This window comes from Mesorhizobium sp. M0663 (assembly GCF_040320585.1).
GTDB lineage: Bacteria > Pseudomonadota > Alphaproteobacteria > Rhizobiales > Rhizobiaceae > Mesorhizobium.
Genome location: NZ_JAMYPX010000003.1, coordinates 239,446 through 256,292, shown reverse-complemented (window position 1 = coordinate 256,292; position 16,847 = coordinate 239,446). Strand labels below are relative to the sequence as shown.

Genomic DNA, 16,847 nt, shown 5'->3' with positions numbered 1-16,847 from the left:
CGTCGCTCAGCAGGAACCCGCCGTACCGTCGAGGGCCGGGGGGCCTCACAGGCAGTTTCAATGCGAACAATCAGCAGACTTTTTGATTCCCATGACCAGGCGGCGCGAGCCGTCGAAGCACTTCAGGCGGCAGGGATCGCCCGCCACGAAATCAGTGTCATCGGACCCTACGATGACGAAATCGGCGCCGTCTTGCGCGGTCCAGGCACCGGTGCCGCCCTTGGCGCGGCGGCGGGTTTGTTGGCCGGCCTCGGCGCCTTTGATATCCCCGGCATCGATCCCCTCGGCGCGGGATGGCTGGCATCGGCCTTCGTCGGTGCAGCCTTGGGCTGCGTTGCCGGCAGACTTTTCGACACATTGTCCGGTACCGGCAAGCAGCTAGGCCAGCCGGATGCCGCACAAGGTGTGATCCTGGTGCTGGCGCATGTCGATGAAAGGCAGGCCGACACCGCACAGGCGGTGCTTGGGGCTTCCGTTCAGGCGACGCGGTCTTTGGCCAGGGCGGCATGAAGATTCAGCTCGGGCAAAGCGCTTGACCAGGCCGCGCAGCGGGGCGGCGATCCAAGCGCGAATTCAAAAATCTCTGGCAAGCCGCCGCCAGAAAGTGTTGAACACCGTGCCGATCACATTCGGCGAGCGGTTGCGCTCGGCGAGGCTTGATGATTTGCTGTCGGTTTGCGGAGAACGAATAATGCATGAGCCTGTCGGTCAAGACGAATATGGGTCGACCAGCCCGTTCGATCCGGACGATCTGTCGAGGTTGAACGCAATCGGCCCGAGCGCCGGCAGCAACGATTTCGAAAAATACGCAGTCGCCGTGATCATCGTGTTCGGCGCCCTGATCATCGGTGGCCTGATGGCTGCCGGCTTGAGCTTCGGGCGCCGCAGCACCTTCTTTTTCGCGCTTGGTGGCGCCACCGCGGCATGGATATCCGGCAATGCACTTCTGCTCGACCGGCCGCGCATCTACGCCCTGTTCGTCGGCATCGCGGCGCTGATGCTGATAGCGTCGACGATCGCGCTGGTCACCTGAAGCAAGGCGCAATCTTCTTGTTGACCATGATCTTATCCGAAAACCGGTTCCCACTTTTTGGGGTTTAATACCCGATAGCCTTGCCGGCTGCGGCGCGGCTGTCGATGGCGCCATTGTAGCGGGCGCCGCCACCCTTCTCGATTTCCGCCAGGCTCTTGCCGCCGACCAGGATGCCGGCCGCCTGGCCCCAGGTCGTGTCGGCAAGATCGAGGCGGTAGCCCATGCCGGTAAGCAGCTTTTCGGTATCGGGCGACAGGCCGAAGGGTTCGATATAGACCGTGTCAGGCAGCCACTGGTGATGGATGCGCGGTGCGTCGATGGCCTCCTGGATGTTCATGCCGTGATCGACGACGTTGACGATCGCCTCCAGCGTGATGGTGATGATGCGTGAACCGCCGGGGCTGCCGATGACCATGAACGGCTTGCCGTCTTTGGCGAGGATGGTGGGGCTCATCGACGACAGCGGCGTCTTTTTCGGCGCAATCGCATTCGCCTCGCCCTGGACGAGGCCATAGAGATTGGGCACGCCGGGTTTCTGGGTGAAATCGTCCATCTCGTTGTTGAGCAGGATGCCGGTGCCGGCGGCGACAACGCCGGCGCCGAAAGAGCCGTTCAGCGTGTAGGTTACCGCGACGGCATTGCCGTCATTGTCGATGATCGAAAAATGCGTCGTCTCGTTGCTCTCGCCAAAGCCCTTCGGCATCAATTCCTGCGAGACGCCGGCCCGGAACGGATCGATCTTTTCGCGAATTTCCCTGGCGTAATTCTTGTCGAGCAGTTTTGCGACCGGATTGTCGATGAAGCCGGGATCGCCGAGCGCCGAATTGCGGTCGACATAGGCGTGGCGCATCGCCTCGACCATGACGTGAACCGTCTCGGCCGAACCGGCGCCGAGATAGGACAACGGATAGAACTCAAGCACGTTGAGGATCTCGCAGATGATGACGCCGCCGGAGCTCGGCGGCGGCGAGGAAATGATCTCGTAGCCGCGGTAATTGCAGGTCGCCGGCTTGAGCTCGCGCACCGCATAGTTTTCGAAATCAGCCCTGGCCAGAATGCCGCCCTTCTCGCCACTCGCCTTGACGATGGCGTCGGCGGTCGCGCCTTTGTAGAAGGCATCCGCCCCGCGTTCGGAAATGGCGGCAAGCGAAGCCGCGAGATCGGGCTGAACAAGGCGCTCGCCGACAGCATAAGGCTTGCCGTCCGGCTTGAGGAAAATGGCCGCCGCCGCTGGGTCCCTGGCCAACCGCTCCGCGCCGCCCTGGAGCGAGGCCGCATCGCCCTGCTCCAGCACGAAGCCTTCTTTGGCAAAGCGGATGGCCGGCGCCAGCAAGTCCTGCCGCGACAGCGTGCCGTATTTCTCCCGCGCCATTTCGAAACCAGCGACCGAGCCCGGCACGCCGACCGCCAGATAGCCGTCGAGACTGGCGCCTTTTACCGGCTTGCCGTCCTTGTCGAGATACATGGTTTTGGTCGCGGCCAGCGGCGCGCGCTCGCGAAAATCGAGGAAGGTCGAGCGGCCGTCCTTGAAGCGGATGGTCATGAAGCCGCCACCGCCGATATTGCCGGCGGTCGGATAGACCACGGCCAGCGCATAGCCGACGGCGACGGCGGCATCGACCGCGTTGCCGCCCTGCTTCAGCACCTCGACGCCGACCTCAGACGCAAGGTGCTGGGCGGTCACCACCATGCCGTGCTCGCCCTTCGCCGGCTGCGGCGAGGCGGCATAGGCGAGGAAGGGTACGAAGGTCAGGGTGAGGGAAAGGCTTACGGCGATTAGGGTTCGGCGGGTGTTGTGCATGGCCGTACTCCGAGGCGTGGGGTAGGCCTAGGAAACGCGCTTGGAGCGGTTGAGTCTACTGCGAAGATCGAAAGAATCGGGAGGGTTCGCACGCCTGTGCCGGTTCGCCTCGCAACCGCCGTTGCAATCTTCGGCGACTGCAACGGCATGGATCCTAGGGTCTCCGCTACGTCGCTTCGCTCCTGCTCCGCCCTAGGATGACGAAGGGAGGGAGGGATCGGCTAATCCCGAAAGTTTGCGATTTGCCAGCAGCCGCCAGCCTGCAACGTTTGCCATTGCCATCAGCCGCCAATCCCCAACATCTGCGATTAGCTGTAGGCCCTCACGCCTTCGTCATCCTAGGGCGGAGCAGGAGCGAAGCGACGTCGCGGAGACCCTAGGATCCATGCCGTTACTTCTGAGCGCCGCAGCGTTGGAAACAAGGCCACGCTTCATCGCGGCTCCCAGAATTTTCACGTTACAGCAATTTTGTTCTTGCTTTGTGCCGGCAGCTATGCTACTAATTTGAGTGTGGTGCTAATTGGCTCCAACGACCCGCCCTTCGTGGCGGGTTTTTCATTTTCACCCCCAACATCAAACAATCCCGCCGCCGACGCTCGCCACCGCCGGCCGTTCGGCTGCGACCTTCGCTCGGTAGCCGGCGGCGCGGTAGGCGGCGACCGGATCGATGGCGCCGCCGGTCTTCAGCCGCGCCATGGCAAGGATCGGCTCGACGTCGGTGCGATAGGCTATCTTCAGCGTCTGCGTCGCCATCAGCGCGTCATTGGCGTCCTGGAAACCTTCGAGCGCCTTGCGGTCGACCAGCAGCGCCTGAGCATAGGCGCGCTGCACCTCAATTGCCGACAGCATCAGGCTTTCGATCGGGTCGGTGACGTTGTGGCTCTGGTCGAGCATGTGAGCCGGATCGAACCCTTCTGCACCTGAAAGCTCGGCATCGACCAGTTCATTGAAGACGAGGAACAGCCGGTAGGGATCGATCGAGCCGGCGTCGAGATCGTCGTCGCCGTATTTCGAATCGTTGAAATGGAAGCCGCCAAGTTTCTTGAACTGGATCAGTCGCGACACGATCATCTCGATGTTGACGTTGGGGGCGTGATGGCCAAGGTCGACCAGACAGAACGCCTTGTCGCCAAGCTCTTTGGCGATGATGTAGTTGGTGCCCCAATCCTGCACGACGGTCGAATAGAAGGCCGGCTCGTACATCTTGTGCTCGGTGAACAGTTTCCAGCCGTCCGGCAGTCCGGCATAGATCTCCTTCATCGCGTCGAGATAGCGCTCGAATGCCTTGGCGAAATTGACCTGGCCGGGAAAGTTCGAGCCGTCACCGATCCATACCGTCAGCGCTTTGGAGCCCAGCGTCCTGCCGATCTCGATGCATTCGAGATTGTGCTCGACCGCCTGCCGGCGTGTTGCTGCATCGGCATGCGACAGCGAGCCGAATTTATAGGAAAGTTTTTGGTCCCTGGCGTCGGAGAAGGTGTTGGAGTTGATGGCGTCGAAGCCGAGGCCGAAGCGGGATGCCGCCTGCTTCAGCCGGTTCGGATCGGCCTTGTCCCAGGGAATATGCAGCGAGACGGTCGGCGTCGCCTGCGTCAATTGCCGGATGACGGCGCAGTCCTCGATCTTGTCGAAAATGTCACGCGGCTCTCCGGCGCCGGGAAAGCGGGCAAAGCGGGTGCCGCCGGTGCCGACGCCCCAGGACGGGATGGCGACGGCGAATTTCTCGACCTTGTCGCGGATGGCGTCGATGGCGATGCCGCGGCGGTCGAGGCGCTCGCCGAGAGACTCGTAGTCGCGCTTGAGATTGGCGTTGCGCGCGGCATTGTCTTTCTCGACAACATCGGCGGAGATGATGGTTTCGGACACTAAAGTTTCCTCCCAAATGCGTTCGGTTGGCGCTGCCCCTCATCCGCCTGCCGGCACCTTCTCCCCGTATGGTGACGGGGAGAAGGGTAAAGCTCCGGCGTCGGCGCCAACCCTCAAACGACTGCTTATCGCGTAAAGCTCTGTGCGTTGCCGGCGTCGACGTTGATGATGTTGCCGGTCGATTTGGCCGACATATCGGAGGCGAAGAAATAGATCGCCTCGGCGATGTCTTCGGGGAACACCGACCGCTTCAGCATCGAACGCGAGCGGTAGTGCTCCTCGAGATCGTCGGTCGACATCTTGTAGGCGGCGGCGCGCTGTTCCTTCCATTCGCCGGTCCAGATCTTCGAGCCGCGCAGCACAGCGTCGGGGTTGACGACATTGACCCTGATCTGCGCTTCCGCGCCTTCCAGCGCCAGGCAGCGTGCCAGATGGATTTCGGCGGCCTTGGCAGTGCAATAGGCGGCGGCGTTTGGCGATGCGGCAAGCCCATTCTTGGAGGCGACGAAGACGACGTTGCCGCCGATCTTCTGCGCCCGAAACAGCCGGAACGCCTCCCGCGAAACCAGGAAATAGCCGGTCGACAGGATGTCCATGTTCTTGTTCCACAGCGTCAGCGTGGTGTCCTCGATCGGCGCCGAGGAGGCCAGGCCGGCATTGGAGACCAGAATATCGATGCCGCCGAATTCGACCGCCGTTTCGGCAAAGCCGGAGATCACCTGATCCTCGGACGTGACGTTGATGACTACGGGCCGCACGAAATCCTTGCCATAGGCCTTGGCAAGCTCGTCATTGGCGCTGGCAAGGGCTGCTTCGTCGATATCGGCCAGCACGACGCACGCGCCCTCGCGCAGCAGCCGGTTGGCGGTGGCCCGGCCGATGCCGCCGGCGCCGCCGGTGACCAGCGCAATCTGGCCGGCAAGAGCCTTTGGTTTCGGCAGGCGCTGCAGCTTTGCCTCTTCGAGCAGCCAGTATTCGATGTCGAAGGCTTCCTGGTCGGGCAGGCCGACATAGGTCGAGACCGTCGAGGCGCCGCGCATGACGTTGATGGCGTTGACGTAGAATTCGCCCGAAATGCGCGCCGTCGCCTTGTCGCCGGCGAAGGTGAACATGCCGACGCCCGGCATCAGATAGACCACCGCGTTAGGGTCGCGCACCGGAGGCGAGTCAGCGTGCTTGCAGCGGTCATAATAGGCCTGATAGCCGACGCGATACTCCGCCACATCATCGGCAAGACGGGCAATGACGGCATCGACGTCGGGATTTTGGGGGTCGAACTCGATGACCAGCGGCCGGATCTTGGTGCGCAGGAAGTGGTCCGGGCAGGACGTGCCGAGTGCCGCCAGCGGCCGCAAATCCCTGGAATTGACGAATTCGAGCACGGCAGGGGAATCGTCGAAATGGCCGAGCTTGTGGCTGTTCTCCGAGATCAGGCCACGGATCCTCGGCATCAGTTTTGCGGCCACGGCGCGACGCGCAGGCGCATCGAGGGATTTGACGACTTCGCCGCCGAAAATCGGCTTGCCATGGCTCTTGCGCTCGAACCAGTCGATCGCCTGGTTGATCACCGAGATCGTCGTCTCGTAGCATTCCTTCGGCGTGTCGCCCCAGCTGAACAGGCCGTGACTGGCCAGTACGACACCCTTGGCTTCGGGGTTTTCGCGGCAGAATTTCTCCAGCCATAGGCCGAGCTCGAAGCCCGGACGTTTCCATGGCAGCCAGCCGATCGTGTCGCCGAAGATTTCCTTGGTCAGCGCCTGCGAATCCTTGGCGGCGGCAATGGCGATGATGGCATCGGGATGCATATGGTCGACATAGGGCTTCGGCACGAAGGCATGCAGCGGCGTGTCGATGGAAGCCGCGCGCGGGTTGAGGTTGAAGGTGCAATGGGGCAGATAGCCGACCATCTCGTCTTCATGTTCGAGGCCGCGATAGAGACCTTTCAGCGCGCGCAATTTGTCCATGTAGAGCGTGGCGAAGCCGTCGAGCTTGATCGAGGCGCTGTCGCCGCCCGAGCCCTTGACCCACAGCACTTCCACGCTCTCGCCGGTGAGCGGATCGTTTTGCCAGATCTTGGAGGAGGTGTTGCCGCCGCCATAGTTGGTGACGCGCTTGTCGGAGCCAAGAACATTCGAGCGATAGACCAGACGTTCGGGCTCGCTCATTGCTTGCGCTTTTGCGTCATCCCAAAGATTGGCGAGGCGCGTGCCGGAGCGCTTGTCGAGCATAGGTATCCTCCCTTTGGGACACGCAAACGGCGCGGGTCCCTTTTGTACGAATTTCTACGCAAGCGGCGGCCTTGTCAATCACAAACGATCAATATCAGTCATATTGCATTGCACAATGAAATTATCTGATCGGAAATGATTGACACTGCGCGCTTTGGGTGACTAGATGCTCCGGCAGGGAGGAACCATGCACGAGAAAGAGCGCCACAGGATCATTCTGTCCGCCGTCCAGGAAAAGCCTGTGGTGACGGTGCAGGAGATGGTCGACCTGACGGAGTCGTCGGAGGCGACGATCCGGCGCGACATCGCGGCATTGCATGTGCAAAAACGGCTGCGCCGGGTGCGCGGCGGCGCCGAGGCGCTTTCGCCGCCGCAGTTCATCGGCCTTGCCGGCCGGCCCTTTTCCGTCAACGAGACCATCAACGCTTCGCAGAAGCGGGCAATCGCGCGGGAAGCCGTGGATCTGTGCAAGGACGGCGAGCCGATCATCATCAATGGCGGCACCACCACCTTCCAGATGGTGCATTTCCTGACCGGCCGCCGCATGCCGATCTTCACCAATTCCTTCCCGATCGCGGAGCACTTGCTCAGGCACTCCAAGAACACGGTGATGCTGTCGGGCGGCACCATCTACCGCGAGCAGAACATCATCCTGTCGCCGTTCGACAATGACGTGACGCGCAATTTCTACGCGCGCCGCATGTTCATGGGCGCGCAAGGGCTGGGGCCGCTCGGTCTTATGGAAGGCGACCCGCTGCTGATCCAGGCCGAGCAGAAACTGATCGACCAGGCAGACGAATTGGTGGTGCTGGTCGATTCCTCGAAGTTCCGCAAACGCTCGAGCCTGATCCTGTGCGGCCTGTCGCGCATCGCCACGGTGATCACCGACGACGCCATCGAGGATCGCGAAGCCAAGATGCTGGAGACCGCCGGCGTGACGCTGATCATCGCCCGCACAACGGCAACCAACAAGGAAGAATCTTCGCTGCAGGCCTGAGAACCACTCACGCCCGCAGCGGCGATGGAATGCAACGCTCAAGGGAGGATATTCGATGAGCTTTCTGAAGAAATTGATGGTTACGGCGGCGTTCTCCGCCGCCATGTTCGTGAATGCCGCCTACGCCGAAAACGTCAAGATCGCGCTGGTGGTGAAGTCGCTCGGCAACGGCTTCTTCGACGCCGCCAACAAGGGCGCCGAAGAGGCGGCCAAGGAGCTCGGCGATGTCGACATCATCTACACCGGCCCGACCAAGGCGACCGCCGAAGCGCAGATCGAAGTGGTCAATTCGCTGATCGCCCAGAAGGTCAATGCCATCGCCATTTCGGCGAACGACGCCGACGCGCTGGTGCCAGTGCTGAAGAAGGCGATGCAGCGCGGCATTACCGTCATCTCGTGGGATTCAGGCGTCGCGCCGGAAGGACGCCAGCTTCACCTCAACCCCTCCGATACCAACCTGATCGGTGAGACCATCATCAAGCTGGCCGCCGACTACCTGCCGGAAGGCGGCGATGTCGCCATCCTGTCGGCTTCTTCGACCGCGACCAACCAGAATGCCTGGATCGACGCGGCCAAGAAGGTGCTGCCGGAGAAGTTCCCCAAGATCAAGCTCGTCGCCACCGTCTATGGCGACGACGACTCGGCCAAGAGCACGGACGAAGCCAAGGGCCTGCTGAAGTCCTATCCGAACCTCAAGGCGATCATCGCACCGACCACGGTCGGCGTCGTTGCCGCCGCGCAGGTGGTGACCGACGAGGGCCTGATCGGCAAGGTCAACGTCACCGGCCTGGCGCTGCCGTCGGAGTTCAAAAAGTTCATCGACAATGGCGCCAGCCAGGCGGTTGCGCTGTGGAACCCGATCGATCTCGGCTACTCCGCCGTCTACCTCGCCCACGACCTGGCGGTGAAGAAGGAAGAGGCCAAGCCCGGTGCTACGCTGTCGATCGGCCGCGTCGGCAAGGTCACGCTCGACGACACCAACTCGGCTGCGATGGCTCCGCCATTCCAGTTCGACAAGTCGAACATCGAAAAGTTCTCCAAGATCTATTGATCCTGGAACCTTCGAAACGGTGCGGCGGGGCTCAGGTTCCGCCGCGCTTTCAAACGAACCTTGCTACAGGGCCTGATACGATTATGGACACGACAGCCCAGCACGAAGTGGCAAATGAAGCGCCTTTGTCATCCGGACCGCGCCTGACGCTGTCCGGCATCTCGAAAAGCTTTCCCGGCGTGCGGGCGCTGCACAATGTCGGCCTGTTGCTCTATCCCGGCCAGGTAACCGCGCTGATCGGCGAAAACGGTGCCGGCAAGTCGACGCTGGTCAAGATCATGACCGGCATCTACCAGCCGGATGCTGGCACGATCAGCATCGACGGCCAGCCGGTCACACTGCCCAGCGCCCACGCCGCGTTCGGGCACGGCATCACCGCCATCCACCAGGAAACCGTGCTGTTCGACGACCTGACGGTGGCCGAAAACATCTTCCTCGGCCATGCGCCGCGCACGCGTTTCAAAACCATCGACTGGCGCACCATGCGCAAGAATGCCCGCGAGGTGCTCGACACGATGGGCGCCGGCCATATCGACGCCGACGCCAGGCTGAAGGATCTCGGCATTGCCAACAAGCACCTGGTCGCGGTTGCCCGCGCCATGTCCATCGACGCGCGGATCGTCATCATGGACGAGCCGACGGCAGCGCTTTCGATGAAGGAGATCGAAGAGCTTTTCCTGCTGATCGAATTCCTCAAGAGCGACGGCAAGGCGATCCTGTTCATCAGCCACAAATTCGATGAGATCTACCGCATCGCCGACCGCTATACCGTGTTCCGCGACGGCGAGATGGTCGGCGAAGGCCTGATCAAGGACGCCGGCCAGAGCCAGATCGTGCGCATGATGGTCGGCCGCTCGGTCGATCACATCTTTCCGCAGCGCAAGGCCGAGATCGGCGCGCCGGTGCTGGCCGTCTCCGGCCTGTCGCACCCGACCGAGTTCGACGACATAGGCTTCGAGCTGCACAGGGGCGAAATCCTCGGCTTCTACGGCCTTGTCGGCGCCGGGCGCAGCGAGGTGATGCAGGCGATATCAGGCATCACCCGCACCAGCGGCGGCACGATCACGCTGGAGGGTAAGGCAATCGCGCCGAAATCGGCGGCGGATTCGATCGACGCCGGCATCGTCTATGTGCCGGAGGAGCGCGGCAAGCAAGGCGTGGTGATCGGCCTGCCGATCTTCCAGAATGTCTCGCTGCCATCGCTCAAACAGACATCCAAATCCGGCATATTGCGGCTGGCCGAAGAGTTCGCGCTGGCCCGCTCCTACACCGAGCGGCTCGATCTGCGCGCCTCCTCGCTCAGCCAGGACGTCGGCACGCTGTCGGGCGGCAACCAGCAGAAGATCGTCATCGCCAAATGGCTGGCGACCGCGCCCAAGGTGATCATCCTGGACGAGCCGACCAAGGGCATCGACATCGGCTCGAAGGCGGCCGTGCACGGCTTCATGGCCGAGCTCGTCGCGCAAGGCCTGTCGGTGATCATGGTGTCGTCCGAATTGCCGGAAATCCTCGGCATGTCGGACCGCGTCGTCGTTATGCGCGAGGGCCGCATTGCCGAGGTCTACGACAATAAAGGGCTCGACGCCGAAACCTTGGTCAGGACGGCAGCGGGGATCGCGGCATGAAGGCTCTTCTCAAATATCGCGAGGTCTGGCTGCTGGCGGCAATCGTCGTGCTGATCGGGCTGATCTCCACGCGGTTTCCAGGTTTTGCCGATCCGGCCAACCTGCGCCAGGTGTTCAACGACACGTCGATCCTGATGATCCTGGCGCTCGGCCAGATGGTCGTCATCCTGACCCGCTCGATCGACCTGTCGATGGCTTCAAATCTCTGCTTCACCGGCATGGTGGTGGCAATGCTGAACGCCGCGCATCCGGCGATCCCGATCCCGCTGCTGATCGTCATCGCACTGCTGGTCGGCCTGGTGCTCGGCGCCATCAACGGCCTGCTGGTATGGCGGCTGAACATTCCCTCGATCGTGGTAACGCTCGGCACCCTCACCATCTACCGCGGCGCCACGTTCGTCATTTCAGGCGGCGCCTGGGTCAACGCCGACCAGATGAGCGCTGATTTCATCGGGTTGCAGCGCGCGGCTTTCCTCGGCATTCCGGTACTGTCGTGGATCGCCCTGCTGGTTATTGCGCTGTTCTTCCTCGTGATGACGCGCACCGCGCTCGGCCGCTCGATCTATGCCATCGGCGTCAACCCGACCGCATCGGTCTATGCCGGCATCGATGTCGGCCGGACGAAATTCATCGTCTTCTGCATTTCGGGGATGATCGGCGGCCTCTGTGGCTATCTCTGGATCTCGCGCTACGTCATCGCCTCGGTCGAGGTCGCCAACGGCTATGAGCTCAACATCATCGCCGCCTGCGTCATCGGCGGCATTTCGATCGCCGGCGGCATCGGCTCGGTCGGCGGCGCGGTGCTCGGCGCGCTGTTCCTCGGCATCATCTCCAACGCGCTGCCGGTGATCAACATTTCACCCTTCTGGCAGATGGCGATTTCAGGCAGCGCCATCATCCTGGCCGTGGTGCTCAACGCGCGCGGCGAACGCCGGCAAGGCCGCATCATCCTCAAGAAGGCGGAAGCGGCATGACCGACACCCCTGCCCCACGCCATATTCCCGACCGGCTCGACAAGCCGCTGACGTCGGCGATCTTCTCATGGGAGGCGCTGCTGGTCGTCGTGGCGGTTGCCATCTTTGCCGTCAACAGCTTTGCCTCGCCCTACTTCCTCGACGCGTGGTCGTTGTCGGACCTGACCTTCAACTTCACGGAAAAGGCGCTGATCGCGCTGGCCATGGCGCTGCTGATCATCTCCGGCGAAATCGACCTGTCGGTGGCCGCCATCATCGCGCTGGCGTCAACAATGATGGGTATGGCGGTGCAGGCCGGCGCCGGCATGCCTGAACTGGTGGCAATCGGCCTCGTCGTCGGGCTCGGCTGCGGCGCCTTCAACGGACTGCTCGTCACCAGGCTCGGCTTGCCGTCGATCGTCGTCACCATCGGCACGATGAGCCTGTTTCGCGGCATTGCCTTCATCATCCTCGGCGACCAGGCCTACAAGGGCTATCCCGCGAGCTTCGCCTTCTTCGGCCAGGGCTATGTCTGGTGGGTGGTGTCGTTCGAACTGACGCTTTTCCTGATCGCGGCAGTCGTCTACTGGTTCCTTCTGCACCGGACGAGCTTCGGCCGCCGGGTCTTTGCCATCGGTAACAACCCGGTCGCGGCGCAGTTTTCCGGCGTACGCGTCGGCCGTATCAAATTCATCCTGTTTTGCCTGACCGGCCTGATGGCGGGCATCGCCTCGGTGCTGATCACATCGCGGCTCGGCTCGACCCGGCCGTCCATCGCACAGGGCTACGAGCTGGAAGTCATCACCATGGTGGTGCTCGGCGGCGTCAGCATCCTGGGCGGCGCCGGCAGCATTCTGGGTGTGGTGCTGGCCGCCTTCATCATGGGACTGGTGACCTTCGGCCTCGGCCTGCTCAACGTGCCGGGGATCGTTATGTCGATCTTCATCGGCCTGCTGCTGATCATCGTCATCGCGCTGCCGATCCTGTGGCGGCGCGTGCGGCGGGAGCGCTTTGCCTGATGCCGGAGAAATACGCGTTCAAGATGAAGCTCAATCCGGGCATGAAGGCCGAATACAAGAGGCGCCACGACGAGATCTGGCCGTCGCTGGTCGCGCTGCTCAAGCAGGCCGGTATCTCCGATTACTCGATCCATCTCGACGAAGAGACCAACACCTTGTTCGGCGTGCTGTGGCGCCGTGACGACCATGGCATGGACGAATTGCCGAAGCATCCGGTGATGCAGCGTTGGTGGGCCGAGATGGCGGACATCATGGAGACCAAGCCGAACAACGAGCCGGTGGCGGTGCCGCTGGAAACAATGTTCCATATGGAATGACCCGCCACGTCGCCGTCATCGATATCGGCAAGACCAACGCCAAGGTGGCGCTGGTCGATCTTGCCGCAGCAAGCGAAGTCGCGCTGCGCAGGATGGTGAACGAGCCGGTTCGGCAAGGCCCATACCCGCACCATGACGTCGAGCGGTTATGGGCGTTTATCCTTGGCAGCCTGGCCGAGATCGATCGCGAGCAGCGCATCGGTGCGATATCGATCACCACCCATGGCGCAACGGGCGTGCTGGTCGACGCATCAGGCGAACTGGCGCTGCCGGTGCTCGACTACGAATTCGACGGGCCGGATGCCCTTGCCGGGGACTATGACACGATCCGTCCGGCGTTCTCCGAGACCGGCACGCCGCGCCTGCCGGCCGGCCTCAATCTCGGCGCGCAGCTGTTCTGGCAGCAGAAGCGCTTTCCGGCGGATTTCGCCAGAACCGCCGCGATCCTGATGTATCCGCAATACTGGGCCTTGCGCCTGACCGGCGTCGCCGCCAGCGAGGCGACTTCGCTCGGCTGCCACACCGATCTGTGGAACCCGTGGAAAGCGGATTTTTCGTCGCTGGTCGACCGGCTGGAATGGCGCCGGCTAATGGCGCCGGTGCGGCAGGCCAAGGACCGCTTGGGCCCGATCCTGCCCGCTCTTGGGCGGCAAACCGGCCTCGACCCGCAAACGCCGGTGTTTTGCGGCCTGCACGATTCCAACGCCTCGCTGCTGCCGCATCTCCTGTCCGACCGACCGCCTTTCTCCGTGGTCTCGACCGGCACCTGGGTGGTGTCGATGGCGGTTGGCGGCAACAAGATCGCGCTCGACCCGGCCCGCGATACGCTGGTCAATGTCAACGCGCTCGGCGATCCCGTGCCGTCGGCGCGCTTCATGGGTGGCCGCGAGTTTTCCGTGCTGACCGAGGGCCAATCGGAGAACTGGACGGAAGACGATGTTGCCACGGTGCTAGCGCGCAAGACGTCCCTATTGCCCTCGACCCAACAGGGTTCGGGGCCGTTTCCGCACCACGCCGCCGCATGGCTCAGTGCCGAAGGTATCACCGTCGGCCAGCGCTTTGTCGCCATCTCGTTCTACCTGGCGCTGATGACCGCGACCTGCCTCGACCTGATCGGCGCGGACGGTCCCACCATCGTCGAAGGACCCTTCGCCCGCAACCGGCTGTTCACCCGCATGCTGGCTGCGGCGGCGGCGCGCGCCGTCATTGCCTCCGAGGCTGCGACAGGCACCAGCATCGGCGCCGCCTTGCTGGCGTCGGACCAGGGGACACCGCAAGGCAGAGGCGAAAGGACCGAACCGTCGGCCGATCCACTCTGGACAAGTTACGTGCGCTCCTGGCGTTCGGCGGTCGACGAACGAACCTGACCGCCGAGCTCATGGCGCCCTGATGTCTGGAGATGCCTAGTTCCTGTAGAGCAATCCTTGCGGATCGATCTCCGGCTTGCGGCCGGCGACCACGTCAGCAAGGAATTTTCCCGAACCGCAGGCCATGGTCCAGCCGAGATGGCCGTGGCCGGTGTCGAGGTAGAGATTGTCGTACCGCGCCCGTCCGATGACCGGCACGGAGTTAGGCATCATCGGGCGAAGTCCAGCCCAGAGCTCAGCCTTGCTCTCGTCGAAAGCGCCGGGGAACAGGTCCTTGCCGGTGTTCAGGATCGAGTTGAAATCGCGTGGCTTGAACGTGCGGTCGAACCCGGTGAACTCCGCCGTCGAGGACATCCGCAGCCGATTTCCCAGCCTGGAATAGCCGATCAGCCGGTCCTCGTCGGCGCCACCCATGATCGGCCCCTTGCTTTCATCTTCCAGCGGAACAGTCACGGTATAGCCCTTCACGGGATAGACGGGCAGGTCGATGCCGTAGCGGCGGCCGAGCAGACCGCTCTCCGGCCCCATGGAAATGACCACCGCGTCACCGGCCACCGGGCCGGTCGAGGTCATCACGGCGCGCACCCGGTCGCCGTCGATGTCGAGGCCTTCGACCGTGGTGCCGTAGAGGAATTGGACGCCGAGTTTCTCGGCGGCATAGGCAGCGAGGTTCTGCGTGAATTGGCTGGAGTCGCCGGTCTGGTCGATCGGCGAATAGACGCCGCCGGCTATCTTGTTCTTGGCGCCGGCAAGGCCGGGCTCGAGCTCGACCAGCCGGTCGCGGCCGACGATCTCGATCGGCAGGCCGTGTTCGCCGAGATAGCGATAATTGTCGGTGCCGGTATCAAAGCTCTGCTGCGAGCGGAAGAAATACAGAATGCCTTTCTTGCGCTCGTCATAGTGGATGCCGGTTTCGGCCGAGACGGCGTTGATGCAGTCGCGCGAATAGAGCGCCAGACGAAGCTTGACGTCGGTGTTGGCGCGCATGCGCTTATGCGTGCACTGGCGCAGGAAGCGCAGGCTCCAGGCGAAAAAATACGGATCGAAGCGCAGGCGCACCTTGATGCCGAGATCGTGGTTGTAGAGGCCACGCAGGAACGTCTTCAGCGCGGCTGGCGAGGCCCAGGCGGTGGCGTCTCCGGGCGACACCAGGCCGGCATTCGACCGGCTGGTGCCGCGTGCTGCCGCCGGATGGCGCTCGATCACCGTCACCTCATGGCCGTCGCTGGCCAGATAATAGGCCGCCGCCGTACCGACGGCGCCGGCCCCAAGCACCAGGATTTTCATTCCGCCCCCAGCGCGCTGAACCAACCTTTGCGGAGAGCCCACTTCACCCCAGAGCCGAATTCTTGCTGGTCAGGATGCGCTCCCAGGCAAGCGCATCGGCAACGATCTGGTCGAGGTTGTCGCGCTGCGGGGTCCAGCCGAGCTCGCCGCGCGCCAGCTCCGAATTGGCGACGACCGCGGCGGCGTCGCCGGCGCGGCGATCGCCCATCCGCACCTCGAAATCATGGCCGAAGACCCGGCGGACGCTGTCGATGACCTCGAGCACCGAATAGCCGTGGCTGTAACCACAATTGGCGACCAGGCTCGATCCGCCGGCACGCAGCCGCTGAAGCGCCAGCCGATGCGCCGCCGCCAGGTCGCTGACGTGAATATAGTCGCGCATGCAGGTACCGTCCGGCGTCGGATAGTCGATGCCGAACACCTGCATGAAGGGGCGCTTGCCGAGCGCCGTCTCGCAGGCGACCTTGATCAGATGCGTGGCACCGGGCGTCGACTGGCCGGTGCGGCCCTTCGGATCGGCGCCGGCGACGTTGAAATAGCGCAGCGCCGTATAGCGCAACCCATGGGCAATCGCCGCGTCGCGCAGCATCCATTCGCTCATCAGCTTGGACAGGCCATAGGGCGATTCCGGCGCAAGCCGGGCATCCTCGCGCACCGGCTCCAGGCCGGCGCCGCCATAGACGGCGGCGGTCGAGGAAAAGATGAAATTGGGCACGCCTTCGCGCACCGCGGTCTCGATCAAGGTGCGCGTCTTGCAGGTGTTGTTCTCGTAATAGGCAAGCGGGTCGGCGACCGATTCGGGGACCACGATCGAGCCGGCGAAATGGATGATCGCGTCGACCTTATTGTCGCGAATGATCGAGGCGACCAGTTCCCTGTCGGCGACGTCGCCGACGACGAGCTTTGCTTCCGGGGCGACCGCCCATTCAAAGCCGGTGGAAAGCCGGTCGAGGACGACGACGTTGTCGCCCGTGTCCAGCAATTCCCAGACCATATGGCTACCGATATAGCCGGCACCGCCTGTCACCAAAACCGTCATCCGCATCCTCGCTATTCATGATTTGTCGGAACTGTCTCAATCGTCGCCTTACTGGAAAACCTGCCGCCAAGCCATTAGAACCTGCGGTAACCGGTCTCATCGGCGTGTGGCATTGTCGTGAAACAAGATTGATCCACATCAAGGGAATAGGCCACGTTCCGTGGTCGTTAGGAACAGGCTCGGGGCGTGGCATTTTGACCAAAAAGGCCAGGTGGACGATGAATGGGCCAATGACTATGATCCCGCGCAAAACTGGGAAGGCGA

14 protein-coding genes are annotated in these 16,847 nt (G+C 62.9%); 9 read left to right on the top strand and 5 right to left on the bottom strand.

Annotation, left to right across the window (positions count from 1 at the left end; genetic code table 11):
- Positions 1-60: 60 nt before the first annotated feature.
- Together NKI54_RS07630 and NKI54_RS07625 are read left to right on the top strand one after the other, a co-directional pair.
- Complete coding sequence (locus tag NKI54_RS07630; RefSeq protein ID WP_352572214.1) at positions 61-510, top strand: hypothetical protein; 450 nt, start codon at positions 61-63, stop codon at positions 508-510.
- A gap of 181 nt (positions 511-691) precedes the next feature.
- Positions 692-1,033, top strand: a complete 342-nt coding sequence (locus NKI54_RS07625) for a hypothetical protein (protein ID WP_292663955.1) — start codon at positions 692-694, stop codon at positions 1,031-1,033.
- A gap of 64 nt (positions 1,034-1,097) precedes the next feature.
- On the opposite strand, the gene ggt is transcribed toward NKI54_RS07625, so the two are convergent.
- The 3 genes from ggt to NKI54_RS07610 all read right to left on the bottom strand — a co-directional run bounded on the left by ggt (position 1,098) and on the right by NKI54_RS07610 (position 6,928).
- The gene (gene ggt / locus NKI54_RS07620) at positions 1,098-2,834 is read right to left on the bottom strand and encodes a gamma-glutamyltransferase (RefSeq protein ID WP_023677383.1); all 1,737 of its coding nucleotides are present in this window, start codon (positions 2,832-2,834) and stop codon (positions 1,098-1,100) included.
- A 573-nt stretch (positions 2,835-3,407) separates the two neighbouring features.
- Entirely contained in the window at positions 3,408-4,700 is a 1,293-nt protein-coding gene (rhaI, locus tag NKI54_RS07615) for an L-rhamnose catabolism isomerase (RefSeq protein ID WP_023677382.1), read from the bottom strand.
- A 125-nt stretch (positions 4,701-4,825) separates the two neighbouring features.
- Complete coding sequence (locus NKI54_RS07610) at positions 4,826-6,928, bottom strand: bifunctional rhamnulose-1-phosphate aldolase/short-chain dehydrogenase (RefSeq protein WP_023677381.1); 2,103 nt, start codon at positions 6,926-6,928, stop codon at positions 4,826-4,828.
- Positions 6,929-7,115: 187 nt separating this feature from the next.
- Here NKI54_RS07610 and NKI54_RS07605 point away from each other — a divergent pair, with 187 nt between their 5' ends.
- From NKI54_RS07605 to NKI54_RS07575, 7 genes are all read left to right on the top strand, one after another.
- A complete protein-coding gene (locus NKI54_RS07605) occupies positions 7,116-7,925 on the top strand; it encodes a DeoR/GlpR family DNA-binding transcription regulator (RefSeq protein WP_023677380.1) in 810 nt (269 codons plus the stop codon).
- Between the two features lie 55 nt (positions 7,926-7,980).
- Positions 7,981-8,976, top strand: coding sequence for a rhamnose ABC transporter substrate-binding protein (gene rhaS / locus NKI54_RS07600; RefSeq protein WP_352448664.1), 996 nt, complete (start codon positions 7,981-7,983; stop codon positions 8,974-8,976).
- Positions 8,977-9,059: 83 nt separating this feature from the next.
- Positions 9,060-10,601: a sugar ABC transporter ATP-binding protein gene (locus NKI54_RS07595; RefSeq protein ID WP_352635691.1), complete on the top strand. Its 1,542-nt coding sequence runs from the start codon at positions 9,060-9,062 to the stop codon at positions 10,599-10,601.
- Entirely contained in the window at positions 10,598-11,575 is a 978-nt protein-coding gene (locus NKI54_RS07590) for an ABC transporter permease (RefSeq protein ID WP_352635693.1), read from the top strand. The genes NKI54_RS07595 and NKI54_RS07590 overlap by 4 nt, the downstream gene beginning before the upstream one ends.
- Positions 11,572-12,573, top strand: a complete 1,002-nt coding sequence (locus NKI54_RS07585; RefSeq protein ID WP_352448661.1) for an ABC transporter permease — start codon at positions 11,572-11,574, stop codon at positions 12,571-12,573. Before NKI54_RS07590 ends, NKI54_RS07585 begins: the two co-directional genes overlap by 4 nt.
- Positions 12,573-12,890 carry an L-rhamnose mutarotase gene (gene rhaM, locus NKI54_RS07580; protein WP_352635695.1) on the top strand — a complete coding sequence of 106 codons (318 nt, stop codon included), beginning with the start codon at positions 12,573-12,575 and terminating at the stop codon, positions 12,888-12,890. Before NKI54_RS07585 ends, rhaM begins: the two co-directional genes overlap by 1 nt.
- Positions 12,887-14,257, top strand: coding sequence for an FGGY-family carbohydrate kinase (locus tag NKI54_RS07575; RefSeq protein ID WP_352635697.1), 1,371 nt, complete (start codon positions 12,887-12,889; stop codon positions 14,255-14,257). Before rhaM ends, NKI54_RS07575 begins: the two co-directional genes overlap by 4 nt.
- Before the next feature lie 36 nt (positions 14,258-14,293).
- Here NKI54_RS07575 and NKI54_RS07570 read toward each other — a convergent pair whose 3' ends face one another.
- Positions 14,294-15,544 carry a D-amino acid dehydrogenase gene (locus NKI54_RS07570; protein WP_352635699.1) on the bottom strand — a complete coding sequence of 417 codons (1,251 nt, stop codon included), beginning with the start codon at positions 15,542-15,544 and terminating at the stop codon, positions 14,294-14,296.
- Positions 15,545-15,587: 43 nt separating this feature from the next.
- Positions 15,588-16,583 carry a UDP-glucose 4-epimerase GalE gene (galE, locus tag NKI54_RS07565; protein WP_352635701.1) on the bottom strand — a complete coding sequence of 332 codons (996 nt, stop codon included), beginning with the start codon at positions 16,581-16,583 and terminating at the stop codon, positions 15,588-15,590.
- Positions 16,584-16,847: the final 264 nt, after the last annotated feature.